Raw genomic sequence first — 22,429 nt, forward strand, 5'->3', positions numbered from 1 at the left:
GGCGCCGACCGCAACCGCGGGCGCCGGCCGGAGCGCGGGCACCGGAGGATCGCGCCGCCGCCGATGCGCTAGGGAAAGGGGCCGCCTGTGGGCGAGTTCATCGATCAGCTCATGTCCTGGACCGGCGCGGTCGAGGAGTGGGTGTTGGGGATCGCCGACGCCTGGTGGGTGCACCTGGTGGTGTTCGGCTTCGCCGCCACTGACGGCTTCTTCCCCAGCGTGCCCGGCGAGTCGACGATCGTGACCCTGTCCTCCCTGTGGTCCACCTCGGGGCGGCCCTCCATCATCCTGGTGGGCCTGGCCGCCTGGATCGGCGCCTGGACCGGGGACAACATCGGCTACTGGATCGGCAAGAAGGTGGGCTGGGAGCGGTTCCGCTTCCTGCGAGAGGGCAAGGGCCGCAGGGCAGTGGAGGCTGCCGACCGCGGCCTCCAGCGCCGGGCGCTGCTGTTCCTGATGACCGCCCGCTACATCCCCTTCGGCCGCACGGCGGTGAACCTCGTGGCCGGGGCCGTGCACTACCCGCACACGCAGTTCTGGCCCCGCTCGCTGCTGTCCACCTTCGTCTGGGCCGTGTACTCCTGCAGCATCGGTGCCGTGGCCGGAGCCTGGTTCGAGGACCACCACCTGCTCGCCGTCAGCGTGGCCCTGGTGGCCGCCGTGGTGCTGGCCCTGATCGCCGAGCGCATCATCACCGCGATCCACAAGGCCCTGGATCGCCGCGCGGCCCGTGGGGGCGAGGTGGTGCCCGACCGCGTCGACGCCGATGACGCCACCGACGCCGAGTTCGGCACCTTCAACGCCCCGGCCGATCTTCGCGGTGAGGGTCCGCAGGGCTCCCACCGGGTGCAGGCAACCGCAGGCTGCGGCAGCAGTGAAGGGGAGACGGGCTCGCGATGAGCGTCACCATCCGCGCTGCGCGCCCGGCTGACGTGCGCGCCATCAACGGGCTCGTGGAACCGCTGACCCACCGCAACATCCTGCTGGCCAAGGACCTGGTCTCCTACTACGAATCCGTTCAGGAGTTCCTGGTCGCCGAGGACGAGAACGGCCGGCTGGTGGGATGCGGGGCACTGCACGTGATGTGGGAGGACCTTGCCGAGGTCCGCACCCTCGCGGTCGCGGAGTCCCACCGGGGCTCCGGTGTGGGCCACCGGATGCTGCTGGCTCTGCTGGCCCGGGCCATGCAGCTGGGCCTGCAGCGCGTGTTCTGCCTGACCTTCGAGGTGGATTTCTTCCGCAGGCACGGCTTCCGGGAGATGGACGAGCAGGTGGATCCGGAGGTCTACAACCAGCTGCTGCGCTCCGCCGACGAGGGCGTCGCGGAGTTCCTGGACCTGGCTCGGGTCAAGCCCAACACCCTGGGCAACACCCGCATGATCATCGACCTCGAGCACGCGGTCATCGAGGACCGCGCACGCTGATGCCCGAAGGGCCTGCCGCACCCGGGGCCGCATCCCACGCAGCTCCCAAGCCGCCCGCGGCGGCGGATTCAGGGCAGGCGCAGCCCCGCGCCGTCCGGGACGGCCAGCCCATCGGCCACCAGTGAGGCCCTGCAGCGCTGCACGCGCTGCTCGTCCCCCGGATCCAGTTCCAGCAGTGCCTGCTCGGTGGCCCGGTCCTGGGTGCGCAGCAGGGCCATGATCTGCCCGCGCAGCTGACGATCCGTGCCGGCGAAGGCCTGCACGCGGCGGGACCCCTCAGCGGCCGGCGGCCTGCCGGCGCTGTACCAGGCGCAGGCGGGGCCCGCCAACGGGCACTGCTCGCAGCGCGGTGCGCCGGCGGTGCACACCAGTGCCCCCAGCTCCATCACCGCCTGGTTCCAGGCCACCGAGCGCTCCGGCTCCTCGGGCAGCACCTGCGTGGCGGTGCGGCGCTCGGCGACAGTCAGGGACCGTGGCGGCAGGGCGGCCCCCGCCATGGTGCGGGCCAGCACCCGGCGCACATTGGTGTCCAGCACCACCGCCCGGTCGTGGTGGGCGAAGGCGGTGACGGCAGCAGCGGTGTACTCGCCGATGCCGGGAAGAGCCCTCAGCGCTTCCTCGCCGCGGGGCACCTCCCCGTCGTGCTCGTCCACGATGGCCCGGGCGCACTGCTGCAGGCGCAGTGCACGGCGCGGGTAGCCCAGGCGGTCCCAGGCGCGCAGCACCTCGGCGGTGGGAGCGGATGCGAGATCGGCCGGAGCGGGCCAGCGGTCCATCCAGTCCAGCCACCGCGGGAGCACCCGGACCACGGGGGTCTGCTGCAGCATCACCTCGGAGACCAGAATCGACCAGGCGGAGGCACCGGGGCTCCTCCAGGGCAGGTCCCGACCCGCGTCGGCGAACCAGGCGATCACCGCGGTCACGGCGTGCGCATCGAGTGGCACGGTGGCCGCGGACGCCGCTCGTGCAGGGGAGGGGGCGTCGGGGCGGGACGGTGCCCCGGCGGGGTGAGACTGTGCGGAGGCCACGCCGGGACGCTATCGCATCCAGGACGCTCCCGGCCCAGGCGCGAGGCGGCAGTGAGCGCAGGGGCGGCAGCGGGACCGCAGGCGGCAGCGGGACCGCAGGCGACAGGGGTGCGGGATACGACAGCGGGGCGAGACCGCAATGGTCCCGCCCCGCTGGGGTCGGTTGCGGCCGGAGGCCGCGACGCAGGTCAGATCAGAGCTGCGGGGGAAGGGTGTTGCCCTGGGTGGGGGCGGCACCGCCGCGCTGAGCGGCGAGGAGGTCGCGGATCTCGCCCAGCAGGACGACGTCCTCGGGGGCGCCGCCCTCGTCCTCCTCGGGCAGGCCACGGCGCTTGCGGTCGAAGGCGCGAGCCTTGGTGACCGGCAGCACGAAGACGAAGTACACGACGGCCGCGGTGATCAGGAAGGCGATGATCGCGGACAGCAGCGCGCCGAGGTCGAGACGGGTGGCCTCGTTGACCTGGATGATCTTGAACGAGAGGCCGTCGACGTTGGTGCCGCCGAACACGTTGATCACGGGCTGGATCAGGTTGTCGACGAAGGCGCTGATGAGGGCGGTGAAGGCACTGCCGATGACCACGCCGACGGCGAGGTCCAGGACGTTGCCCTGCATGATGAAGTCCTTGAAGCCCTTCATGGCTTCTCCTATCTGGGTAGGGATGGTTCTGCGAAGGCGCACCCCGGCGCCCGAACGGGAACCCTAGCCGAGTATCGACAAAATGGACCATCCCTCCCGTGTGGCTTGTGCTACGTCCGCGGCATCGCCGCGCGCCACGGTGACCAGCACCACCACATCAGCCCCGGCATCCGTCAGGCCCGCCACCCCGGCTTCGGTGGCCGGGGTCACCTCGACCACGGTGGCCGAGGTCCGGCCGGGCTGTGTGGGATCCGGTGTGGAGTGGTGGATCTCCAGCTCGGTCCCCGGCCGCAGACGATCCGCGAGCTGGACAGGTGCAGAGACCGCCAGCAGTGCACGCCCCTCGGGTATCTCCGCAGAGTCCTTCCCCGTCAAGGTGCCTGGGAGGATCGGCGTTCCCGCGGTCAGGGGGAGTGCGGTGGTGCTGCCCAGCAGCGACTCCGCGGTGGTCGCGATGCCCTCAGGGGCCAGTTCCGCGGCCACCTGCTTCTCCTGCAGGTGCTCCGGCGCGAGAGTCGTCCCCGCGGGCAGGTCGGCGGCCGCCACCACCACCGTGGTGCCCCTCGTGGAGGTGGGCAGTGCCGAGGGCAGCACTGCGGCTGCGAGCACCGCGATCAGCAGCACGATCAGCGTTCGCCGGCGGCGACGCAGGGCACGCCGGTAGAGGGGGAGCTGCGAGCGGATCCTGGAGAGCATGCTCTGCACGCTATGGACCGGGCCCTGCCGTCGGGCCGGAACCTCGGCGCCGGTGGACGAAGGAGCGGTGGGGAGGAACCTCGCCGTCAGGCCGAGGCGGCGCTCTTCTCGCCGGCGGAACGGCTGGAGGTCGAACCGGAGCCCGAGGTCGAGGAGCCCGATCCGGACCCCGCCGAGCCGGACCCCGCCGAGCCGGGCCCCGCCGAGCCGGGCCCCGCCGAGCTGGAGGAGTCGCTGCCGGCTCCGGGAGCACCGGAGGAAGCGGATGCGCTCTCGGAACTGCCAGAGGAGGTCGTGGAGCTCTCCGCGCCGTGGGAGCGGGTGCCGCCCTTGGTGGAGGACTGGGAGTCGGTGGAGTAGAAGCCGGGGCCCTTGAACACGATGCCCACGCTGTCGAACACCTTGCGCAGCGTGTCCTGCGTGCACTCAGGGCAGGTCACCAGGGAGTTTTCGGAGAAGCTCTGATACTGCTCGAAGCGGTGGTCGCAGTTCTTGCAGGCATAGACGTAGGTGGGCACGAGCAGTCCTTCACGATGTCCCGGGTGCGGGGCCCCGTAGGGGCAGGGGGAGTAAGGGTGGAAGTGGCGCCGCTGCGCGGCGACCGAGGCGATTCTACGACCGCCGGGCCCGGGGCAGTGCCAGGTGGTCGGAGATCACGTGCAGGCCCTCCGCCGTGAGCACCGCGTCGATCGGCACGTCGTGCGCCTCGCGCGGCAGGATCCCCGGCTCGAGCAGCTCGGCAGGATGGATCACCGCCACCACCGGCGTGGAGGCGGGGCGGTGCGGCAGGGCTCGGTCGTAGTAGCCGGCGCCATGGCCCATCCGGGTGCCCTTCCGGTCCACGGCGACGGCCGGGGCCAGCACCAGCACCGCCTCTGACAGTGCTCCCGGTCCCAGTCGCCGGCCGTCGGGCTCGTGCCCGAAGCCCTTGCCGGGGGAGGGCACGAACGCGGAGTGCCCGTCCCAGGTGATCCACTCCAGTTCGTGGCCGGCGGCGGCGGGGAACACCAGCTGCGCACCGAGTTCGGCCAGTTCCGCAGCCAGCGGCATCACATCGGCCTCGGTGGGCGTGGGATGGTAGGCGGCCACCCGGGCGGTTCCGTGCTCGGCCAGGGCGGCCTCGACCAGAGCGCGCACGGCAGCGGCATGGCGGAGGAGCGCCCTTCCCTCCACCTCGCGCCGGCGGGTGCCCTCCGGGCCGCCGTAGGCGCGCGTGCGCTGCTCGCGCAGACGCCGGCGGAGTGCTCGCTTCTGCTCGGTGATGTGCGCCCCGTCCATGCGCACAGCGTCCCACACCCATCGTGCCCGCGCCCCGGGATCGTCGGCTCGCCTCCGGGCCTACGATGACCCGATGGTGCACACGTGGCCACTCACGCTGCGCGACCGCGAGCTGGTGCTGCGGCCGCTGCAGCGCCGTGACCGCGCCGCCTACGACGCTCTGCGTCGCCGCAATGCGGCCTGGCTGCGCCCCTGGGACGCGACCGATCCCGAGCACGGCCGGGTGCAGCCGCCGTTCGCCACCCTGCGCCGCTGGGGCGAGAGACAGGCCAGGGCCGGCACCATGCTGCCGCTGGGCATCGTGGTCGACGGCAGGCTGCGCGGGCAGATCACGGCTGCCCCCATCCTCTACGGCCCGCAGCGCTGCGCCACCTTGGGGTACTGGATCGACCGCGAGAGCGCCGGCCGTGGGATCGTGCCGCGCGCGGCCGCACTGGTGATCGACCACCTGTTCGCCGAGATGGGCATCCACCGGGTGGAGGTCACGGTGCGGCCCGAGAACGCCGCCAGTTTGCGGGTGGTGGAGAAGCTGCACCTGCGTGGGGAGGGCCTGCGGCGCTCGGCGATCCACGTGGACGGGGCCTGGCGCGACCACCTGGTGTTCGCGATCACCGCTGAGGAGATCCGCCCCGCTCACGCGGGCCGAACCGATCGCCGCGATCATGGCGGCCGCGGGGTCCTTGACCGATTGTTGACGGAATACCCTCCCGACACGCGCCCCACCTGACCTGCTGAATCACACGGGTGTCATTACCCTGGGGGAGTGGAATCGATCAATCTCGGGGCCGTCCTGTTCGCCCTGCTGCTGGTGCTGTGGGTGGCCTACGCCATCCCCCAGCTCGCGCAGCGCCGCGACGTGATGGGCCGCGCTCGCGCCGCTGAACGCACCGAGGTGTCCGCCACCGCGAGGGATCTCTCCGCCGCGATCCGATCCCGCCGCCCTTCCCGAGAGGTGAGTGCCCCCGTGCCCCAGGACCGTCTGCTCCTGCGCCCCGCCGACCCCACCCGTCGTCCCCGCTTCGACGCCACCCCCGGTGAGCGCATCGACCACCTCGAGGAGCGCGCACGCCACCGCCGTCTGCTGGCTGTCGTGCTGGTGTCACTGCTGCTGGCCACGGCCGCGGTGGGGGTTCTCGCCTTCACGCAGATGCTGCCCGTGTGGTCCCCGGCCGTTCCGGCCGCGGTGCTCGCCGTGTACCTGGTGGGCCTGCGCCGTGCCGAGCTCGAACGTCGCGCCCGCTCCCAGCGGGCCGCTGCGATCGCCAAGCAGGAGGCCCGCGCCCGCGAGGAGGCCCTTCGCATCCGGGACGAGGCACCCGTGGCTGCTTCCCGGCCTGCTGCGCGCCTGCCCGAGCGCGACACCCTCGAGGGGACCACCGAGCGGGCCGCCCGGCACGTGGCCGCGCCGGGGGAGTGGACCCCGCGCCCGGTGCCCCGCCCCACCTACACGATGCGCGGCGAGGTGGATGACCTCGCCACCCGCCACGCCGCCCACCGCGAGTACGTGCGCGCCACCACCGTGCCCCTGGAGCGGGGCGACGTGGAGCTGCTGGAGGCCACCGACGAGCAGGCCGCTCCCGCCGTGGACCTGCACCTGGACGAGGTGCTCGCACGCCGGAGGGCCTGATGAGCGCGGTCCGGCGCATCGAGGAAGCCCTGGCCCGAGCGGGCATCGATCAGCGGCCAGTCGCGGTGCTGGACCTGGAAGCCTTCGACGCCAATGCGGAGGACCTCGCCACCCGCGCCGGTGCCTCGCGCGAGCAAGGACTGCCCATCCGGGTAGCCTCCAAGTCGCTGCGGGTGCGGGGCCTGCTGGAACGGGTGCTGAAGCGACCCGGGTTCGCTGGCGTGCTGGCCTACACGCTGCGTGAGGCGATGTGGCTGTCCTCCTGCGGCATCAAGGACCTGGTGGTCGCCTACCCCACGGCAGACCGCGAGGCCATCGCCTCCCTCGCGCGGGACGACCGCGCCCGCTCCCACATCACGCTGATGGTCGACGAGACCGCCCAGCTGGACCTGATCCTGGACGCGACCCGCGGGCTCATCGGCCCCGGCCGGCCGATCCGGGTGGCCTGCTGCTGAGCCCGTACCTGCGCCACCTGATGGGCGTTCCTGCACCGTAGAGGCGATCCGGCCTAGGCTGGGAGGCGATGAACACCACTGCGCCCTCCGCCCCCGCCACCTCGAGCGTCCCCACCCCCTCCCAGCTGCTGGACATCGCCGTGGGTGCCGCGGCATTGGCCGCCGACCACATCCGGGGTCTGGACCGCGACTCCTTGGCCCGCGAGTACAAGACCTCCAGCAAGGACATCGTCACCGAGCACGATCGTGCCTGCGAGGAGATGATCGTCGCCGAGCTGCGCCGTCGCCTTCCCGGCTGCCGCATCGTGGGCGAAGAGGGCGGGGAGCGACCCGCCCAGGGCACCGCAACCGGCGCGGGACCGGGCATCGACACCGCCGCCGGTAGTCCGGTGGTCTCCTTCTTCGTGGACCCCATCGACGGCACCAGCAACTTCGCGGCCGGCCTGCCCTTGTTCTGCGTGTCCATCGGCGTGGCCGTGGATGACGCACTGGTGGCCGGGGTGATCGACGCCCCGGTGCTGGGCACCGTGTTCACCGCGGCGGACGGCCCCGCCATGATCAACGGCGCTCCGATCACGCCGCGCCCCACCCGTGAGGCGAAGGACGCCATGGTGCTCTCCGGGTTCCTGGGCCCGCGAGTGACCGCCCAGCACCCCGAGTTCGCCGCCCGCGCCGGCCTCGAGGTCAACGCCGAGTACTCCGCGGTGCGCAGCCTGGGCACCGCCGCGCTCGAACTGGCGTACGTGGCGGCAGGGTGGGCCGATGCCACCGCCTTCGCCACCCTGAACTCCTGGGACGTGGCCGCGGGCTTCCACATCGTGCGCCAGGCCGGCGGCAGCGTACGCACCTGGCCGGGCGTGGTCGTCGATGCTGATGCGCCCGCCCACCTGCAGCCCGCGTGCGTGGCCTGCGCGGGCCCTGGACGTCTCGAGCTGCTGGATCGCCTCCAGGACGAGCTGCAGCGGGAGCGCGAGCGCAGCGCCTGATGGTGGCCTGCCAGCCCGCCGTGAGCGCTGGACGGAGAGGGCACACCGCCTCCATGTGATGCTTGCCAAACCCGGCCCGGGGCGGCCGGAGCCGGTGGCCTGCGGTGCTACCCTGGTGGGGTTGCCGTAAGGCACGGGGCTATAGCTCAGTTGGTAGAGCGTTTCGTTCGCAATGAAAAGGTCAGGGGTTCGATTCCCCTTAGCTCCACCAAGGAAGTCCAGAAAGGGCCTCTGACCAGGGACGGTTCCCGGGTCGGGGCCCTTCTTCTTTGCCCTCAGTGGGTCGCGATCACTCAGTCCGTCACTCGGTGTTTGCGGCTCTCTAGGGCTCGCAACGTCTTTCTAAGGCTCAGGTCACTTCCAGGCCCCCACGGACGGTCGAATCGAAGGAGTAGCGCAGGACCCTATGGCCGCCTCGCTCGAACGAACCGCGTGACGGATGCGGGCTCAGTGCACTCAGCAGTCGCGGGCCGTCCACGGCTCTGATCGAGGATCCTCGCGCCACCCTCACCTGCTCTACCGTCGAGGCAAGACCGACCCCGCAGCCCTGTCCCACTTCGTACCGCTCGAGCACCTCCAACAGGAGCTCTCGATCTCGTACCTGCAGACGCTCCAGCTCGTCCGCTCGAGGAAGCTTGCCGCGATCCCGGTCGGCGGCCGGAAGCAGTGGCGGGTGTCGATCGCGGCCCTCGCGGACCAGAGTGATGGCACGGGCACGGAACTCGGGAGGGTACGGGCGGGGCATGCGAAGAGCCTTCCGTGAAGACCATCGACTAGCGAAGTCAACTGGAAACCGAGCCAAAGGTCAGGTCAAGATGCCACCTATCTGTGCGCCAGTCCCGCCAGCTGAGTGGTCCTCTACCGCTTCTGGTACAGCGCCTTGCGCTGGAAGCGCGGTTCGGAGGTGACGTGGATGCCGAGCTGGCGGAAGATCCCCTCGTCCACCGTGCCCAGGATGGTGGTGGTGTGCACGTCGCAGCCTTCCAGGCTCCGCAGCTGTGCGAGGGCGCGGCGCGCGTTCTCGTCGGTCGCGGCGGAGACAGACAGCGCGATCAGCACCTCATCGGTGTGCAGGCGCGGGTTGCGGGAGCCCAGGTGCTCCGTCTTCAGGGTCTGGATCGGCTCGATCGCTGCCGGGGACAGCAGGTGCACCGAGTCCTCGAGGCCCGCCAGGCGCTTCAGGGCGTTCAGCAGCATCGCCGCCGAACAGCCCAGCAGCGCGGAGGTCTTGCCGGTGATGATGGTGCCGTCGGCCAGTTCGAGAGCCGAGCCGGGATGCCCGGTGGCGGCCTCCACCGCGAGGGCCGGTGCCACCACGGCGCGGTCCTCCACCCGGCAGCCGGCCTTGCTCATCACCATCGCCACCCGCTGGGACACGTCGTCGTCGCGGTCGTTGATCCGCTCGTCCATCAGCGCCTTGTAGTAGCGGCGGATGATCTCCTGCTTGGCTGCCTGCCGGCACACCCCGTCGTCGATGATGCCGCGACCGGCCAGGTTCACCCCCATGTCGGTGGGAGAGGCGTACGGTGAGGAGCCGGTCAGCTCGACAAGCATCGCCCGCAGCAGCGGGAACACCTCCACGTCCCGGTTGTAGCTGGTCACCTGGGTGCCGTAGGCGGCCAGGTGGTACGGGTCGATCAGGTTCAGGTCGTCCAGATCTGCGGTGGCGGCCTCGTAGGCCAGGTTCACCGGGTGCTCCAGCGGCAGGTCCCAGATCGGGAAGGTCTCGAACTTCGCGTATCCCGATCGCACCCCCCGGCGGTGGTCGTGGTAGATCTGCGACAGGCATGTGGCGAGCTTGCCCGATCCGGGCCCCGGCGCGGTCACCACGATGAGGTCCCGCGAGGTGAGCGAGTACTCGTTGGCCCCGAGCCCCTGATCGGAGACGATCCGGGAGATGTCCTGCGGGTACCCGGGGATCACTCCGTGCCGCGCCACCGTCAGGCCCAGCCGCTCCAGGCGCTCGCGGAACGCATGGGCGACGTGGTTGGTGTCCTCCAGCTGGGTGAGCACCACGTGCTGGACCAGGAAGCCGCGCTCGCGGAACACGTCGATCAGGCGCAGCACGTCGTCCTCGTAGGGGATGCCCAGATCCGCCCGCACCTTGTGCCGCTCGAGGTCCTTGGCGTTCAAGCAGATCAGGATCTCCAGCTCGTCCCGCAGCCGCTCCAGCATCGCGATCTTGTTGTCCGGGGTGAAGCCGGGCAGCACGCGGGAGGCGTGCAGGTCGTCGAACAGCTTCCCGCCCATCTCCAGGTACAGCTTCCCGCCGATCTGCTCACGGCGAGCCTGGATGTGCTGGGACTGCAGCTCGATGTAGCGCTGCCGGTCGAAGCCGGCCGGCCGGGATGCCGAGGGATCGGCGGGGAAGGCAGGGGCAGGGGCAGCGGGAGCCGAATCAGTCACTTCGCCACGCTAGCAACACGCCGCGGCTCACGGTCGCAGGCGCACCATCCCCAGCCCCAGCAGGCCCACCACAGGCAGCAGAGGCCACACCCAGTTCACACCGTCGGATCCCACCATCCCCGAGGTGGCCATCACCGCCAGGCCCGCGCACACCAGCGCTGCCGCCAGCACCGGCCGCCACAGGGCCGGGGCCGGCCGGTCATCGGCGCGGGGGTCCTCGAACCGGCCCACGACCAGCACGATCACGCCGGTGATCGCCAGCAGGGCCAGGCACCACAGCGGCCGGGTGGCCCACCAGGTGCCGGTCAGAGGCTGTGGTAGCAGGGTTTGCGCATCCAGGGCCACCAGCAGGTGCGCGAGGCCCACCAGAGCGGTCAGGTGCCACAGGAACCAGCTCATGATGCGCCGGTTGAGCAGCACCGTGACCAGCCACACCCGCGGGCGGCGCAGCAGTGCGGTCAGCGGCCGCTCCGCCAGCAGCACCAGTCCCGCCTGCATCATGCCCAGGAACGCCATCGTGACCCGGGTGGGGTTGGAGTTGCTGATCGCATCGGTGCCCGCGGTGATCATCGAGACGGGGTACGGCCCCGGCCCCACCAGCAGCACCAGCCCTGCAGCGCCGATCGCCGCCAGGACCAGTCGGCGACCCGCCCCGGCCAGGCGTCCGTCCAGCCAGGCGTAGCCGAACTGGTGGAAGGCAGCCCACACCAGCACGTAGTTCGGGTATCCCAGCAGCGGCTGCCCGGTGGTGATGCTGAGCGCGTCCACCAGCCCGGCCAGCACCACCCCACCGATGATCGAGTACCAGCCGAACCTCTCCCACAGCACCAGGCAGGCAGGGGCCAGCACGATCACCAGCAGATAGGCGGCCAGGAACCAGGTGGGGATCAGGGCCATCTGAGAGGCCAGCCGCACCGTCTGCGCCGGTGCCCCGAGTGCGAGTGCGAGGGTGCAGATCACCAGCCAGGTCAGCAGCAGGGGCAGCAGGGGGATCCCCAGTCGGCGCAGGCGGGTGCGCAGCCAGGAGGCGTAGCCCTCCTGCCGGCGCCGGGCCGAGCGCCACGACAGGGCATTGGAGTACCCGCCCACCAGGAAGAAGATCGGCATCACCTGGAACACCCAGGTCAGCGGGTGAGTCCAGCGGGCCTGGTCCAGCACCCCGTGCGGCTGCAGGCCCCCGTCCACGCTGACGGCCATGATCGTCCAGTGCCCCAGCACCACCACCGTGATAGCGGCCGCGCGCAGGAAGTCCACCACCCGGTTGCGGGAATCCGGTGTGGCCGCGTCGACCTGCTCGGCGCGGCTGAGCGGGCGGGTGCTCATCGCCGTCCAGGATCGGCCGAGGGTACCGGGCCGGTGCCCGCCTCGGCGTGCCCGGCCGGTGGGGTGGCGGGGCCGGGGGCCGGCTGCTGCCGCAGAACCTCCCACTCGTACGCCTTCCGGTCCCGGCCGGGCCGCCACCACCAGTGGTCGCGGGTGCGGTCGAGGTCCTTCGCGGCGCTCAGCTCCATCCGGACATCATCGCGCCGTTGCGCGCTCCTGCGAAGCTCGATGCCCCGGGGGAAAGAAGTGCGATGCCTGTTCGGACTGCTCAACAGTGCCGTCTCCTCCGTGGGCGCGGTCGGGGCCTGCTGGCGGCCACCTTCGTCACCATCGTGTTCTTCTGCCTGGATGCGGCGGGCCTGCCCCAGCGGCTCGCGATCGTGCGATCCGAGCACGCCCCCACCCACCGGGCCCTGCTGGACTTCTCGCTCAGTGTGCGCACCTACTGGATCGTGACAAACGCCGTCAGGGGGTAGGGAGAGGGCGAGGGGACAATGGACCCATGAGCCCTCACGCCGTCGTGCTGGTGCACGGCACCCGGACCTCCGCCAGCCAATGGGACCCCCAGGTGCCCTCCCTGCTGGCCGCCGGGTACACGGTGGTGGCGCCGGACCTCCCCGGTCACGGCGCCCGGCGCACCGAGCCCTTCACCCTCGCCGGTGCGATCGACGCGATCACAGCGGCGGTGCGGACGGCGGCCGACCTCGCCCGCCGACCCCCAGGTGTCCAGGATCAGCACGGCCCGCCCGGTGCCGACGGGACCGCCCGCGTCCATCTCGTCGGCTCCTCCCTCGGCGGCATGCTCGCGATCCACACCGCCGCCACGGTGTCCCTGCCCCTGGCCTCCCTCACCGTGTGCGGCGCAGCGGTGCAGCCGGGCCCGTGGACGGCCCGACTGTACGGCGGCCTGGTGACGCTGAGCGACCGGCTCCCGGGCGGGCCCGACGGCAGCTCGTCCCTGTTCCGCCTGCTGCTGGGCCGCGAGGGGGCTCGCGCCTACCTGCGCGGTGGGCGCGCAGGAGCGGAGGTCGTCGGCCCGGCCTTCCGCGCCGTGGCCTCCCTGGACCTGCGTCGGGACCTGGGACGGATCCAGGTGCCGGTGACGTTCCTGCACGGCCGCTTCGACCAGCTGCGGATCCAGGAGAGGGCCTTCACGGCGGCGGCGCGGCACGGACGGCTCGAAGTGCTGCCGTACGGCACGCACCTGGTGAACCTGAACCGGCCCGAACGCTTCACCGCTGATCTGCTGCGGGTGCTCGCTCGCGCCTGACGGCGAACGGACCGGATGCGGTGCCCCGCCCCAGCGGGCTCCGAGCACGCGACCGCCTACCCTGGTTCCATGATCCACCCCACCCTGCGTGTCGGCTTCGTGCCCGGCGTCGAGCCGGACCGCTTCCTCCAGCGCTGGAAGCAGGGTCGGCGGGCAGCGCGGCTCGAACTGGTGCCCGTGCCGCAGTCCCAGCAGGATGAGGTGATCGCCGATGGTGAGGTGGACATGTGCTTCGCGCGCGACCCCCTGCCCTCGGACCGCCCGGCGCGGGACACCCTGCACGCGGTCCCTCTCTGGGAGGAGCAGCCCGTCGTCGTGATCAACACCGATCACGTGCTCACCGTGCTCGCCGAGGTCACCGCCGCTGACCTCGGCGACGAGACCGAGATCCCCGCCCAGCACGCCGACGATGCCGCAGACCGGGTCGCCGTGGCAGCCACCGGAGTCGGCTATGCGCGGATGCCGCTGTCCCTGGCCCGGCTGCACCACCGCAAGGACGTGGCGCACCGGCCCCTGCGGGGGGCGGAGCCCACCAGGATCGTGCTGGTGTGGCCCCGGGATGACGACGACGAGCTGCGGCAGGCGTTCGTGGGCGTGGTCCGCGGGCGCACCCCCCGCTCCTCCCGCTGACCCAGCCGCGTCCCGGCCCCGCACCCGACGCGGACCCCATCACCGACAAACCCGACCGAAGGAGACACACCGTGACCGAGCAGCCCCGCATGAACGTGGAGAGCTTCAACCTGGACCATCGCACTGTGGCCGCCCCCTACCTGCGCATCGCCGACCGCAAGGAGCTGCCCGGCGGGGACGTGCTGACCAAGTTCGACGTGCGCTTCACCCAGCCCAACATCGAGCACCTGGACTCCGAGGCCGTGCACTCGCTCGAGCACATGATGGCCGAGCACATGCGCAACCACTCCGACCAGGTGATCGACGTGTCCCCGATGGGCTGCCGCACCGGCTTCTACGTGCTGCTGATCGGTGATCACACCGCCGAGGGCTTCGCGCCCGTGCTGGAGGCCACCCTGCGCGACCTGGTCGAGGCCGATGAGGTGCCCGCCGCCAACGAGGTCCAGTGCGGCTGGGGCGCCCACCACACCCTGGAGGGCGCCCAGTCCGCCGCTCGCGCCTTCCTCGACGCGCGTGAGCAGTGGGGTCAGGTCAGCGCGAGCTGAGTGCGTCCCGCACCGCGCTCAGCAGACGCTCCGTGCGCGCATCGGTGGCCAGGTCGTCGATGGTGACCGGATGCAGCTGGGCATCGGCCAGGGGGATCCGCCAGTTCGGGTACTCCTCGTCGGTGCCAGGCTGGTTCTGGATCCGCCGCTCGCCCACGCAGTCCACCAGGGACACGCCCAGCAGCAGGGAGGGCGTGCGCGCCAGGTGGCGATGCAGGGCAATCACGGTGTCCTCGATGTCGGCACCGGGCTGGAGCAGGCCCTCGTCCCTCAGCGCGTCCAGCACCTCCTCGCGGCCGGCGGCATCGGCCGTCTGCTCCTCCTCCAGGTCCCGCTCCAGCAGGCCCAGCTGGTGGCGCAGCGTCACGTGGTCCCCGGCAAGGTAGCCGGCGGTCGGTGGCAGATCATGGGTGTTGACCGAGGCCATGCACAGCTCGCGGTAGTCCTCCGGCGGCAGCGGCTTGCCCTCGTGGTCGTACTCGAACCACAGGATCGAGGTGCCCAGGATGCCGCGGTCGCTGAGGTAGTCGCGCACCCACGGCTCGAAGGTGCCCAGGTCCTCGCCCACCACCAGGGTGTTCGAGCGGTGCGCCTCCAGGGCCAGGATGCCCACCATGGCGTCGTGGTCGTAGAACACGTAGGCGCCGTCGGCTGCGATGTTCCCCTCGGGGATCCACCACAGTCGGAACAGGCCCAGCACGTGGTCGATGCGCAGGGCACCGGCGTGCCGCATCAGTGAGCGCAGCATGTCCCGCCACGGGCGGTAGGAGGCATCGCGCAGGCCCTCCGGGTGCCACGGCGGCTGGTCCCAGTTCTGGCCCTGCTGGTTGTACTGGTCGGCCGGGGCACCCACGCCCACGCCGGAGGCCAGGGCGTGCCGCAGGCGCCAGGAGTCGGCTCCCACCTGCTCCACGCCCACGGCGAGGTCGTGCATGACGCCGATCCGCATGCCGGCATCGAGAGCGGCAGTCTGCGCAGCGGACTGCTGCTCGTCCAGCAGCCACTGCACCCAGGCGTGGAACTCGATGCGATCGGCCAGCTCCGTGCGGGCCTGCTCGACGGTGCGGTCATCGAGGTCCTTCAGCGCCGCGTCCTGCTCTCCGCGCAGCTTCTCGGCGATCGCCGACCAGGTGGCGAAGTCCTCCAGCCCCTGGCCCTCACGGCGGCGGTAGGCCTCGAACAGCGCCTGGCGGCCCGCGGTGCGCGGCACCGCGTACAGCTCCTCCAGCGCCTCCATCTTGGCGGTGAGCACCTCGTCGCGCTCCAGGCGATCGGTGCGCTCGTTCCATGCCTGCACCGTCGTGCGCAGCAGGGAGATCCGCTGCCGGGCGTAGGGGGGAAGGTCCCGCAGCTCCGGCACGTCCTCGATCCGCAGGTACAGCGGGCTCATGAAGCGGCGGGTCACCGGCAGGTACGGGGAGGGCTCCACGGGAGCGGTCGGATAGGAGGCGTGCAGCGGGTTGACCAGCAGGAAGTCCGCGCCGTGGCGGGCGGCGCTGATCGCGGCCAGGTCGCGCATGTCACCCAGGTCGCCGATGCCCCAGGAGCGGTCAGAGCGCACCGAGTACAGCTGCGCCTGCAGGCCGTAGGCCCGTCGGGCGCCGAGCTGCTCGTGGACCCGCAGCCGCGCCGGGGTGACCACCACGTCGGCCTCGTGGGCCCCGGTGGAGGTCTCGGCGACCGCCCGATGCCAGCCCAGCGGCAGGCCGGCCGGCAGGTGGAAGCGGGCGCGGCCAAGCTGACGGCCGCCCAGGTCGAACGGCGGGGTGAAGTCGTCCATCTGGTGCAGGTCCCACCGGCCGCCGCTCTCCAGCCGCAGATGCACCGAGACGGGGGTCCCGTGGTCCACGTGCACGGGGATGCTGGATTCGTGGTCCTCGCGCAGCACGGTGACGGGGGGAAGGGTGCGGCGCCACGGCTCGCGCTCCCGCTCGGCCCGCACGGCGGCGAGGTCCTCGTCGCTGTCGACGGCGTGGCCGAGGGCTGCGATCACCTTGCGCAGAGTGCCGTCGGAGACGTTCTTCTGGGTGCCGTCGAACCCCCAGTACTCGGTGCCGATGCCGAGGTCGCGGGCGAATTCACGCAGGGCGATGGAGTCCAGAGCCATGCGCACAATCGTAACGGCCCGCACCGGGACCTCAGCTCACCCCCGGGTGCTCAGCTCCAGCCGGGCAGCCATATGCGCCACCGCCACTGCTCGGTGTCGATCACGTCCCCGGTCCACACCGGCCAGAAGAATGCCGAGACCAGCACCGTCAGGGTCAGCAGGCTCCCGACGAACAGCCCGCCGGCCAGTCGCCGATCGGGATCAGCATCACGTGGGCCGATCACCAGCCCCAGCACGTACGCCAGGCACAGCACCAGCCACGGCTCGAACACCACCGCGTAGAACGTGAAGATGGTGCGGTCGGTGTACATCAGCCACGGCAGGTAGCCGCCCGCGATGCCGGACAGCGCGGCCCAGGCGCGGCCGTCGTGGAACCGCACCGCGAGCGTCACCGACACGAGCACCGCGAGCGAGCCCAGCCACCAGATCAGCGGATTGCCCACGGAGAGGATGTGGGCGGAGCAGCGTGCGACCTCGCAGCCGTGCTCCCCGTACTCGTAGGCGCGGTAGTAGAAGTTCGTGGGGCGCAGCATCAGCGGCCATCCCCACGGCTGAGCCATGTAGGGGTGCTCCGAGTCCAGGCCGATGTGGAAGTCGTAGGCCTGGCGGTGGTAGTGCCACAGGGACAGCAGCGCATCCAGCGGTCCGAACCCGGTGGCGTGCCCCTCGTCCTGCGCCCAGGTGCGGTAGTAGCCCTTGTCGCTGGCGAACCAGCCCGCCCAGGAGGCCACGTACACGACCAGCGCGGTGCCCACCATCGCGAAGAACGCCGGGATCGCATCGCGCACCAGGCCCACCCAGGCCCAGCGGCGCTGTGCGGCAGCGCGGCGTGCCCACCAGTCCCAGAGCACCGTCATGATGCCGAACACCGCCAGGAAGTAGATGCCCGACCATTTCACCGAGCAGGCCAGTCCCAGCAGGGCACCGGCTGCGAGCCGCCACGGCCTCCACCCCGCATGGAAGACGGCGCCCGGATGGGGGAGGGGGCGCGACCCGGTGACGTGCTCGGTCGGGGCCGGATCCACCGCGGCCAGGTGCAGGCGGGCGGCGTGCAGGGCCAGGCGCTCGCGGAATCGGTCCCTGTCGATCAGCAGCGCCCCGAAGCCGGCCAGCGCGAAGAACATCAGCAGCAGGTCCAGCAGGCTGGTGCGGGAGTGCACCAGGTGCATCCCGTCGATGGCCAGCAGCAGCCCGGCGATCAGACCCACCGTGGTGGAGCGGAACAGGCGGCGGCCGATGCGGGCCAGCATCAGCACGCTCAGCGACCCCAGCACCGCCACCGAGATCCGCCATCCCCAGGGATTGTCGGCACCCAGCAGCAGCATCCCGGCCCCGATCACCCACTTGCCCACACTGGGATGGACTACATAGGCGCCGCGGTCCTCGTAGGTGTCCACCTCCCCGCCCTCGAACACCGGGTCGTGCTCGTCGGGCCAGGACATCTCCACGCCCTCCTGGGTGAGGGTGTAGCCGTCCTTGACGTAGTAGGTCTCGTCGAAGATCAGCTCGGCGATGCCGCCCAGCCCCCACAGCCGCAGGACCAGCGCGAGGGCGAACACCGCCAGAGCTGAGGCCCATGCGAGCCGCGAGAAGGGAAGGTCCATGACCTTGAGCCGGGAGCGGTAGGAGTCGAGCACGGCGTCCGTCTCGACCTCGGCGACGCTGCGCGGCCGCGCCCGCTCCTGGGTGTGCACCCGGTCATGCTAGGTCATCCCAGCACCCGCCCGGCCGATCCCGACTTCGCGCACCCGGCGCACCCGCGGCAGGGGCGCGTCCGGCCCGGGAGGGGGAGCAGAGGGTCCGGACCGCACCGCATGACTACCATGGCCGGCATGCTCGCACCCGGTGTCCTCACGCTCGCCGCCACCCCCATCGGCAACCCCCTGGACGCCTCGGTGCGGCTGGTGCGCGCACTCGAGCAGGCTGATCTCATCGCGGCGGAGGACACTCGGCGCCTGGCGCGCCTGGCCGCCGACCTCGAGGTGACCCTCCGCGCGACCGTGCTGTCTTACCACGAGCACAACGAGGCCGAGCGCACCCCCCGCCTGCTGGAGGCGCTGGCGGGCGGGCAGCGGGTCCTGATCGTCACCGACGCCGGCATGCCCGTGGTCTCCGACCCCGGGTTCCGGGCCGTGCGCGCTGCTGCCGAGGCCGGGTACGAGACCACGGTGATCCCCGGGCCCTCGGCCGTGCTCACCGCCCTGGCCGCCTCCGGGATCGCCCCGGACCGGTTCAGCTTCGAGGGCTTCCCTCCCCGCCGCGACAGCAGGCGCGCCGCCGCCTTCGAACTGCTCGCGCACGAGGCGCGCACCCTGGTGTTCTTCGAGTCCCCCCGGCGCACCGCCGTCACCCTCGCGGCGATGCGGGAGGTCTTCGGGCCCGACAGGGAAGCAGCCGTGGCCCGGGAGCTCACCAAGACCCACGAAGAGGTGCTGCGGGGCAGTCTCGCCGAGCTCGCGGCGTGGGCCGAGGGAACCGAGGTGCTGGGGGAGATCGTGATCGTGGTGGCCGGAGCCGCGCCACGAGCCGCCAGCGCGGAGGACCTGCTCGAGGAGGTGCTGGACAGAGCGCAGGCGGGGGAGCGACTGAAGGACGCGGCCAAGGCCGTGGCCCGCACCAGCCAGGGCGTCACCGCCCGAGAGCTGTACGACCTGGCCCTGGCTGCTCGACGCGAGTGAATGCACAAGAGCCCCGGCCGAGGCCGGGGCTCTTGAGCGGTTCTGCGGCAGGCGCGGTGCCTGCGGGCCGTGATCGGCCGGGATGATCAGTCGTCGATCTGGATCAGGCCGCGCTGGTAGGCCTTGGCCAGGCGACGCGGCACCGCAGCGGTGCGACCGCGAACGGTGACCTGCACGAGGTCGGCGTTGGACGCCTTCCAGTTCGCGCGGCGGGACCGGGTGCGAGCCCGGGACATCTTGAACTTGGGCACTGCCATGGGACGCTCCTTGACGGTCCGGAGGATGGTCTGCAGCCCGCATCCCCCGCGAGGACGGCCCGCGGCCGTGATCAGCCGAGCAGGCGCGCAGAGGGACACGCAACGACCGATCATTCTGCCACAGCCGTGCGCCGGGCGGCACCGCCGCGGCGGGTGACCTCTGCCACCGCCGCCGCGGGTGCTGCGGGCCGTGGCGTGCTCACTGGGTCGCGCGGGCGCCCCCGCTGCCACGGAAACGGACATCCGCGGTCCCGGCGGAACCTACGATGGTCATCATGCCCGACGCATCCCCATCCCCTGTGCGCCGACGCGAGGACCTCGATCCCCGCCCCCGTTCCCGCGACCGCTCCTGGCCGCCGATCCCCGAGCCGCTGCCGCTGCCGGTAATCGACAACCACTGCCACCTCGACTTCGCCGACGGGGACCAGGAGCTCTTGGTCCCCGACCACGTCGAGCGCGCGGCCCGGGTGGGGGTCGACGGGATGATCACGATCGGCTCCGACCTGGCGGCCGCCCGCTGGACCGCCCGACTGATGGCCGATCCCGATCGGCCCGCATCGCTGCGTGGCGGCGTGGCCGTGCACCCCAACGAGGCGGCCCTGCACGCCCGCGGTCACGACCACGACGGCGAGCCGATGATCGCGCTGGACGAGGCGATCGCCGAGGTCGCCCAGCTGATCCGCACCGACGGCATGGTCACGGTGGGGGAGACGGGCCTGGACTGGTTCCGCACCTCCCGCAAGGACGAGCAGGCCCGTACCGCCCAGGTCGAGGCGTTCCGCGCCCACATCGCCCTGGCCAAGGAGATGGGCCTGCCGATGCAGATCCACGATCGTGAGGCGCACCGCGACGTGCTGGAGGTGCTGGATGCCGACGGCGCCCCCGAGCGGACCGTGCTGCACTGCTTCTCCGGGGATGCCGAGTTCGCACGAGCCTGCGTCGACCGCGGCTTCTACCTCTCCTTCGCCGGCAACGTCACCTTCAAGAACGCCGAGCACCTGCGCTCAGCGCTGGCCGAGGTGGGCATCGACCGAGTGATGGTGGAGACCGACGCCCCCTTCCTCACCCCCATGCCCTATCGTGGCCGCCCCAACTCGTCCTACCTGGTACCGCTGACCATGGCGCAGATCGCCGAGTCCGCCGGGGTGGGCCTCGAGGAGACCTGCCGGCGGGTGAGGCGTACCACCCGCGAGGTCTACGGATGGCCTGCGGCATGAGGCCCACCGATGGGTCCGAGGGACTGCTGCTCACCCCGCGGGACGTGCGGGAGCTGGCGGCCTTCGCCGGGATCCACCCTTCCAAGCAGCGCGGTCAGAACTTCGTGGTGGACCCCAATACGGTGCGCACCATCGTCGAGCGGGCCGGTGTCCAGCCCGGGGAGGCCGTCCTCGAGGTCGGGCCCGGCCTGGGCTCGCTGACCCTGGGGCTGCTCGAGGCCGGGGCCGATGTGGCCGCGATCGAGATCGACCGGGGCCTGGCCGAGCTGCTGCCGGCCACCCTCACCGCCCGCGGGGTGCCCCAGGAGCGCTGGACCCTGGTCCACGCCGACGCCCTCCAGGTCACCGAGCTGCCCCGCCTGCCCGGTCAGGGAGCTCCGGACCGCCTCCCCACCCGCCTGGTGGCCAACCTGCCCTACAACGTGGCCACCCCCATCCTGCTCACCCATCTGCAGCGCTTCGAGAGCCTTCGCACCGCGCTGGTGATGGTGCAGTCCGAGGTGGTGGACCGTCTCGCCGCCGGCCCCGGTTCCCGCACCTACGGAGCGCCCAGCGTGAAGGCCGCCTGGTACGGCAGCGTGCAGCGGGCAGGCCAGATCTCCCGTCAGGTGTTCTGGCCCGTCCCCAACGTGGACTCCGCCCTGGTGGAGGTCACCCGGCACGGCAGCCCGATGGGCACCGAGACCGAGCGCCGCGGCACCTTCGCGGTGATCGATGCCGCCTTCGCTCAGCGCCGCAAGACCCTGCGCGCGGCCCTGGCCACCTGGGCCGGCAGCGCACCCCGGGCAGGGCAGATCCTCGAGGCCGCCGGCATTGACCCCGGCCGTCGCGGCGAGACCCTTGAGATCGCCGACTACCTCGCGATCGCCCGTGCCCGCGCGGACGCGGGCGGGAGCGAGGAGAGCGAGGAGGGGCGGTCATGAGCGGGGCACCGCAGCGGGTGGTCGCCACCGCGCCCGGCAAGATCAACCTCTCCCTGCGCGTGGGCGCCGCCGATGAGCGCGGCTACCACGCCCTGGCCACCGTGTTCCAGGCCGTCGACCTGCTGGAGACCGTCGAGGCCCGCCTGCCCCAGGTTCCCGGCGCCCTCACCCTCACGGTCGACTCCCGGGTGCGCGGGGACGTGCCGGTGGACGCCACCAACCTGGCCCTGCGCGCGGCCGCTCTGCTGCGCGCCGAGACGGGCACGACGCAGGGAGCGGCCCTGCACATCACCAAGCGGGTCCCCGTCGCCGGCGGTATGGGCGGCGGATCGGCCGACGCGGCCGCAGCGCTGGTGGCCCTGAACCGGCTCTGGCAGCTGGGGCTGAGCGACCGGGAGCTGATGCTGCTGGGGGCCGGACTCGGCGCGGACGTGCCCTTCGCCGTCCTCGGGGGCACCGCGCTGGGCACCGGCAACGGCGACCAGCTGCAGCGGGTGCCGGCACCGGCACCGCTCACCTGGCTGCTGTGCGCACCGGGCGGGCACCTGGCCACCCCCGAGGTGTTCCGCGCCTTCGACGCCCTTGCCGCACAGGCCGATGCGCAGCCTCCCCGAACTCCCCGGGCGGACCAGCACCAGCTCGCGGCGCTGGCCGCCGGGGACCGGGAGGCGATCGCACGCAGCCTGGCCAACGAACTGCACGAGCCCGCGGTCCATCTGCGGCCCGACCTGCAGGAGATCCTGAGCGCGCTGCGCGAGCACGGTGCCCTGGGCGCGATCGTCTCGGGCTCCGGCCCCACGCTGGCCGCCCTGGTGCGCGATGCGCAGCACGGGGAGGAGGTCTCCGCCCGCGTGAGGGAGGACCGCGGCGACCTGGAGTGCACCCTCACCCGCAGCAGCCCGTACGGCGCAAGGATCGTCGCGGTCGACTGAGCGGGCGTCA

Annotated in this window: 25 protein-coding genes and 1 tRNA gene; 15 read left to right on the plus strand and 11 right to left on the minus strand. The window is 71.9% G+C overall.

Annotated elements, in window-relative coordinates:
• The first annotated feature begins 87 nt into the window (after window positions 1-87).
• Together M4D54_RS02050 and M4D54_RS02055 are read left to right on the plus strand one after the other, a co-directional pair.
• Window positions 88-900, plus strand: coding sequence for a DedA family protein (locus M4D54_RS02050; RefSeq protein ID WP_193866004.1), 813 nt, complete (start codon window positions 88-90; stop codon window positions 898-900).
• Window positions 897-1,424 (plus strand): amino-acid N-acetyltransferase, encoded by a 528-nt coding sequence (locus M4D54_RS02055; protein ID WP_193866003.1) that lies wholly within the window; start codon window positions 897-899, stop codon window positions 1,422-1,424. The genes M4D54_RS02050 and M4D54_RS02055 overlap by 4 nt, the downstream gene beginning before the upstream one ends.
• Window positions 1,425-1,492: 68 nt before the next feature.
• Here the strand turns inward: M4D54_RS02055 and M4D54_RS02060 are convergent, their stop codons facing one another.
• From M4D54_RS02060 to M4D54_RS02080, 5 genes are all read right to left on the minus strand, one after another.
• Complete coding sequence (locus tag M4D54_RS02060; protein WP_259890051.1) at window positions 1,493-2,368, minus strand: A/G-specific adenine glycosylase; 876 nt, start codon at window positions 2,366-2,368, stop codon at window positions 1,493-1,495.
• A 277-nt stretch (window positions 2,369-2,645) separates the two neighbouring features.
• A complete protein-coding gene (gene mscL / locus M4D54_RS02065) occupies window positions 2,646-3,089 on the minus strand; it encodes a large conductance mechanosensitive channel protein MscL (protein WP_193866002.1) in 444 nt (147 codons plus the stop codon).
• Between the two features lie 63 nt (window positions 3,090-3,152).
• Window positions 3,153-3,785, minus strand: a complete 633-nt coding sequence (locus tag M4D54_RS02070; RefSeq protein WP_193866001.1) for an SAF domain-containing protein — start codon at window positions 3,783-3,785, stop codon at window positions 3,153-3,155.
• 86 nt (window positions 3,786-3,871) lie between these two features.
• Window positions 3,872-4,303: an FmdB family zinc ribbon protein gene (locus M4D54_RS02075; protein ID WP_193866000.1), complete on the minus strand. Its 432-nt coding sequence runs from the start codon at window positions 4,301-4,303 to the stop codon at window positions 3,872-3,874.
• A gap of 94 nt (window positions 4,304-4,397) precedes the next feature.
• Window positions 4,398-5,063, minus strand: a complete 666-nt coding sequence (locus M4D54_RS02080) for a 5-formyltetrahydrofolate cyclo-ligase (RefSeq protein ID WP_259889985.1) — start codon at window positions 5,061-5,063, stop codon at window positions 4,398-4,400.
• A 73-nt stretch (window positions 5,064-5,136) separates the two neighbouring features.
• On the opposite strand from M4D54_RS02080, the gene M4D54_RS02085 reads away from it, so the two are divergent.
• From M4D54_RS02085 to M4D54_RS02105, 5 genes are all read left to right on the plus strand, one after another.
• Entirely contained in the window at window positions 5,137-5,790 is a 654-nt protein-coding gene (locus tag M4D54_RS02085; RefSeq protein WP_193865998.1) for a GNAT family N-acetyltransferase, read from the plus strand.
• A 36-nt stretch (window positions 5,791-5,826) separates the two neighbouring features.
• Window positions 5,827-6,690, plus strand: coding sequence for a hypothetical protein (locus M4D54_RS02090; RefSeq protein ID WP_259889987.1), 864 nt, complete (start codon window positions 5,827-5,829; stop codon window positions 6,688-6,690).
• On the plus strand, window positions 6,690-7,145 hold the full coding sequence (locus tag M4D54_RS02095) for a hypothetical protein (RefSeq protein ID WP_311199657.1): 456 nt from the start codon (window positions 6,690-6,692) through the stop codon (window positions 7,143-7,145). Before M4D54_RS02090 ends, M4D54_RS02095 begins: the two co-directional genes overlap by 1 nt.
• A gap of 68 nt (window positions 7,146-7,213) precedes the next feature.
• On the plus strand, window positions 7,214-8,131 hold the full coding sequence (locus M4D54_RS02100; RefSeq protein WP_193865997.1) for an inositol monophosphatase: 918 nt from the start codon (window positions 7,214-7,216) through the stop codon (window positions 8,129-8,131).
• 135 nt (window positions 8,132-8,266) lie between these two features.
• Window positions 8,267-8,342 (plus strand) — tRNA-Ala (locus M4D54_RS02105).
• Window positions 8,343-8,989: 647 nt separating this feature from the next.
• Here M4D54_RS02105 and M4D54_RS02110 read toward each other — a convergent pair.
• Genes M4D54_RS02110 through M4D54_RS02120 form a run of 3 tightly spaced genes read right to left on the minus strand, consistent with a single transcriptional unit; the run spans window position 8,990 to window position 12,048 of the window.
• A complete protein-coding gene (locus M4D54_RS02110; protein WP_193865996.1) occupies window positions 8,990-10,537 on the minus strand; it encodes a DUF1846 domain-containing protein in 1,548 nt (515 codons plus the stop codon).
• A gap of 27 nt (window positions 10,538-10,564) precedes the next feature.
• Complete coding sequence (locus tag M4D54_RS02115; protein ID WP_259889990.1) at window positions 10,565-11,860, minus strand: acyltransferase; 1,296 nt, start codon at window positions 11,858-11,860, stop codon at window positions 10,565-10,567.
• Entirely contained in the window at window positions 11,857-12,048 is a 192-nt protein-coding gene (locus tag M4D54_RS02120; protein WP_259889993.1) for a hypothetical protein, read from the minus strand. Before M4D54_RS02120 ends, M4D54_RS02115 begins: the two co-directional genes overlap by 4 nt.
• Before the next feature lie 63 nt (window positions 12,049-12,111).
• Between M4D54_RS02120 and M4D54_RS02125 the strand changes: the two genes are divergently transcribed.
• The 4 genes from M4D54_RS02125 to M4D54_RS02140 all read left to right on the plus strand — a co-directional run bounded on the left by M4D54_RS02125 (window position 12,112) and on the right by M4D54_RS02140 (window position 14,305).
• A complete protein-coding gene (locus tag M4D54_RS02125) occupies window positions 12,112-12,336 on the plus strand; it encodes a hypothetical protein (RefSeq protein WP_193865995.1) in 225 nt (74 codons plus the stop codon).
• Window positions 12,337-12,362: 26 nt separating this feature from the next.
• Complete coding sequence (locus M4D54_RS02130; protein WP_193865994.1) at window positions 12,363-13,130, plus strand: alpha/beta fold hydrolase; 768 nt, start codon at window positions 12,363-12,365, stop codon at window positions 13,128-13,130.
• A gap of 69 nt (window positions 13,131-13,199) precedes the next feature.
• Window positions 13,200-13,760, plus strand: coding sequence for a LysR substrate-binding domain-containing protein (locus M4D54_RS02135; protein ID WP_193865993.1), 561 nt, complete (start codon window positions 13,200-13,202; stop codon window positions 13,758-13,760).
• 71 nt (window positions 13,761-13,831) lie between these two features.
• Entirely contained in the window at window positions 13,832-14,305 is a 474-nt protein-coding gene (locus M4D54_RS02140; RefSeq protein WP_193865992.1) for an S-ribosylhomocysteine lyase, read from the plus strand.
• On the opposite strand, the gene malQ is transcribed toward M4D54_RS02140, so the two are convergent.
• Both malQ and M4D54_RS02150 read right to left on the minus strand, forming a co-directional pair.
• Window positions 14,292-16,412, minus strand: coding sequence for a 4-alpha-glucanotransferase (gene malQ, locus M4D54_RS02145; protein ID WP_193865991.1), 2,121 nt, complete (start codon window positions 16,410-16,412; stop codon window positions 14,292-14,294). The two genes, M4D54_RS02140 and malQ, sit on opposite strands and share 14 nt — an antisense overlap.
• A gap of 50 nt (window positions 16,413-16,462) precedes the next feature.
• Complete coding sequence (locus M4D54_RS02150; RefSeq protein WP_259890008.1) at window positions 16,463-18,106, minus strand: dolichyl-phosphate-mannose--protein mannosyltransferase; 1,644 nt, start codon at window positions 18,104-18,106, stop codon at window positions 16,463-16,465.
• A gap of 129 nt (window positions 18,107-18,235) precedes the next feature.
• On the opposite strand from M4D54_RS02150, the gene rsmI reads away from it, so the two are divergent.
• Entirely contained in the window at window positions 18,236-19,090 is an 855-nt protein-coding gene (gene rsmI / locus M4D54_RS02155) for a 16S rRNA (cytidine(1402)-2'-O)-methyltransferase (protein WP_193866068.1), read from the plus strand.
• A gap of 86 nt (window positions 19,091-19,176) precedes the next feature.
• Here the strand turns inward: rsmI and rpmF are convergent, their stop codons facing one another.
• A complete protein-coding gene (gene rpmF, locus M4D54_RS02160; RefSeq protein ID WP_193865989.1) occupies window positions 19,177-19,347 on the minus strand; it encodes a 50S ribosomal protein L32 in 171 nt (56 codons plus the stop codon).
• A gap of 275 nt (window positions 19,348-19,622) precedes the next feature.
• On the opposite strand from rpmF, the gene M4D54_RS02165 reads away from it, so the two are divergent.
• Genes M4D54_RS02165 through M4D54_RS02175 form a run of 3 tightly spaced genes read left to right on the plus strand, consistent with a single transcriptional unit; the run spans window position 19,623 to window position 22,419 of the window.
• The gene (locus M4D54_RS02165) at window positions 19,623-20,564 is read left to right on the plus strand and encodes a TatD family hydrolase (RefSeq protein ID WP_193865988.1); all 942 of its coding nucleotides are present in this window, start codon (window positions 19,623-19,625) and stop codon (window positions 20,562-20,564) included.
• Window positions 20,561-21,487 (plus strand): 16S rRNA (adenine(1518)-N(6)/adenine(1519)-N(6))-dimethyltransferase RsmA, encoded by a 927-nt coding sequence (rsmA, locus tag M4D54_RS02170; RefSeq protein ID WP_193865987.1) that lies wholly within the window; start codon window positions 20,561-20,563, stop codon window positions 21,485-21,487. The genes M4D54_RS02165 and rsmA overlap by 4 nt, the downstream gene beginning before the upstream one ends.
• Window positions 21,484-22,419, plus strand: a complete 936-nt coding sequence (locus M4D54_RS02175; protein WP_193865986.1) for a 4-(cytidine 5'-diphospho)-2-C-methyl-D-erythritol kinase — start codon at window positions 21,484-21,486, stop codon at window positions 22,417-22,419. The genes rsmA and M4D54_RS02175 overlap by 4 nt, the downstream gene beginning before the upstream one ends.
• Window positions 22,420-22,429 lie beyond the last annotated feature (10 nt).

Source organism: Brachybacterium sp. p3-SID1565 (genome assembly GCF_025143785.1).
Lineage (GTDB): Bacteria > Actinomycetota > Actinomycetes > Actinomycetales > Dermabacteraceae > Brachybacterium > Brachybacterium epidermidis.

Bases quoted from the DNA above. Each gene is read 5' to 3' on its own strand.
- rsmA (WP_193865987.1), top strand. From the start codon at position 20,561: ATGAGGCCCACCGATGGGTCCGAGGGACTGCTGCTCACCCCGCGGGAC.
- M4D54_RS02100 (WP_193865997.1), top strand. From the start codon at position 7,214: ATGAACACCACTGCGCCCTCCGCCCCCGCCACCTCGAGCGTCCCCACC.
- M4D54_RS02070 (WP_193866001.1), bottom strand. From the start codon at position 3,785: ATGCTCTCCAGGATCCGCTCGCAGCTCCCCCTCTACCGGCGTGCCCTG.
- M4D54_RS02055 (WP_193866003.1), top strand. From the start codon at position 897: ATGAGCGTCACCATCCGCGCTGCGCGCCCGGCTGACGTGCGCGCCATC.
- rpmF (WP_193865989.1), bottom strand. From the start codon at position 19,347: ATGGCAGTGCCCAAGTTCAAGATGTCCCGGGCTCGCACCCGGTCCCGC.
- malQ (WP_193865991.1), bottom strand. From the start codon at position 16,412: ATGGCTCTGGACTCCATCGCCCTGCGTGAATTCGCCCGCGACCTCGGC.
- M4D54_RS02115 (WP_259889990.1), bottom strand. From the start codon at position 11,860: ATGAGCACCCGCCCGCTCAGCCGCGCCGAGCAGGTCGACGCGGCCACA.
- M4D54_RS02130 (WP_193865994.1), top strand. From the start codon at position 12,363: ATGAGCCCTCACGCCGTCGTGCTGGTGCACGGCACCCGGACCTCCGCC.
- M4D54_RS02165 (WP_193865988.1), top strand. From the start codon at position 19,623: ATGCCCGACGCATCCCCATCCCCTGTGCGCCGACGCGAGGACCTCGAT.
- rsmI (WP_193866068.1), top strand. From the start codon at position 18,236: ATGGCCGGCATGCTCGCACCCGGTGTCCTCACGCTCGCCGCCACCCCC.
- M4D54_RS02095 (WP_311199657.1), top strand. From the start codon at position 6,690: ATGAGCGCGGTCCGGCGCATCGAGGAAGCCCTGGCCCGAGCGGGCATC.
- mscL (WP_193866002.1), bottom strand. From the start codon at position 3,089: ATGAAGGGCTTCAAGGACTTCATCATGCAGGGCAACGTCCTGGACCTC.
- M4D54_RS02175 (WP_193865986.1), top strand. From the start codon at position 21,484: ATGAGCGGGGCACCGCAGCGGGTGGTCGCCACCGCGCCCGGCAAGATC.
- M4D54_RS02125 (WP_193865995.1), top strand. From the start codon at position 12,112: ATGCCTGTTCGGACTGCTCAACAGTGCCGTCTCCTCCGTGGGCGCGGT.
- M4D54_RS02085 (WP_193865998.1), top strand. From the start codon at position 5,137: ATGGTGCACACGTGGCCACTCACGCTGCGCGACCGCGAGCTGGTGCTG.
- M4D54_RS02135 (WP_193865993.1), top strand. From the start codon at position 13,200: ATGATCCACCCCACCCTGCGTGTCGGCTTCGTGCCCGGCGTCGAGCCG.
- M4D54_RS02120 (WP_259889993.1), bottom strand. From the start codon at position 12,048: ATGGAGCTGAGCGCCGCGAAGGACCTCGACCGCACCCGCGACCACTGG.
- M4D54_RS02080 (WP_259889985.1), bottom strand. From the start codon at position 5,063: ATGGACGGGGCGCACATCACCGAGCAGAAGCGAGCACTCCGCCGGCGT.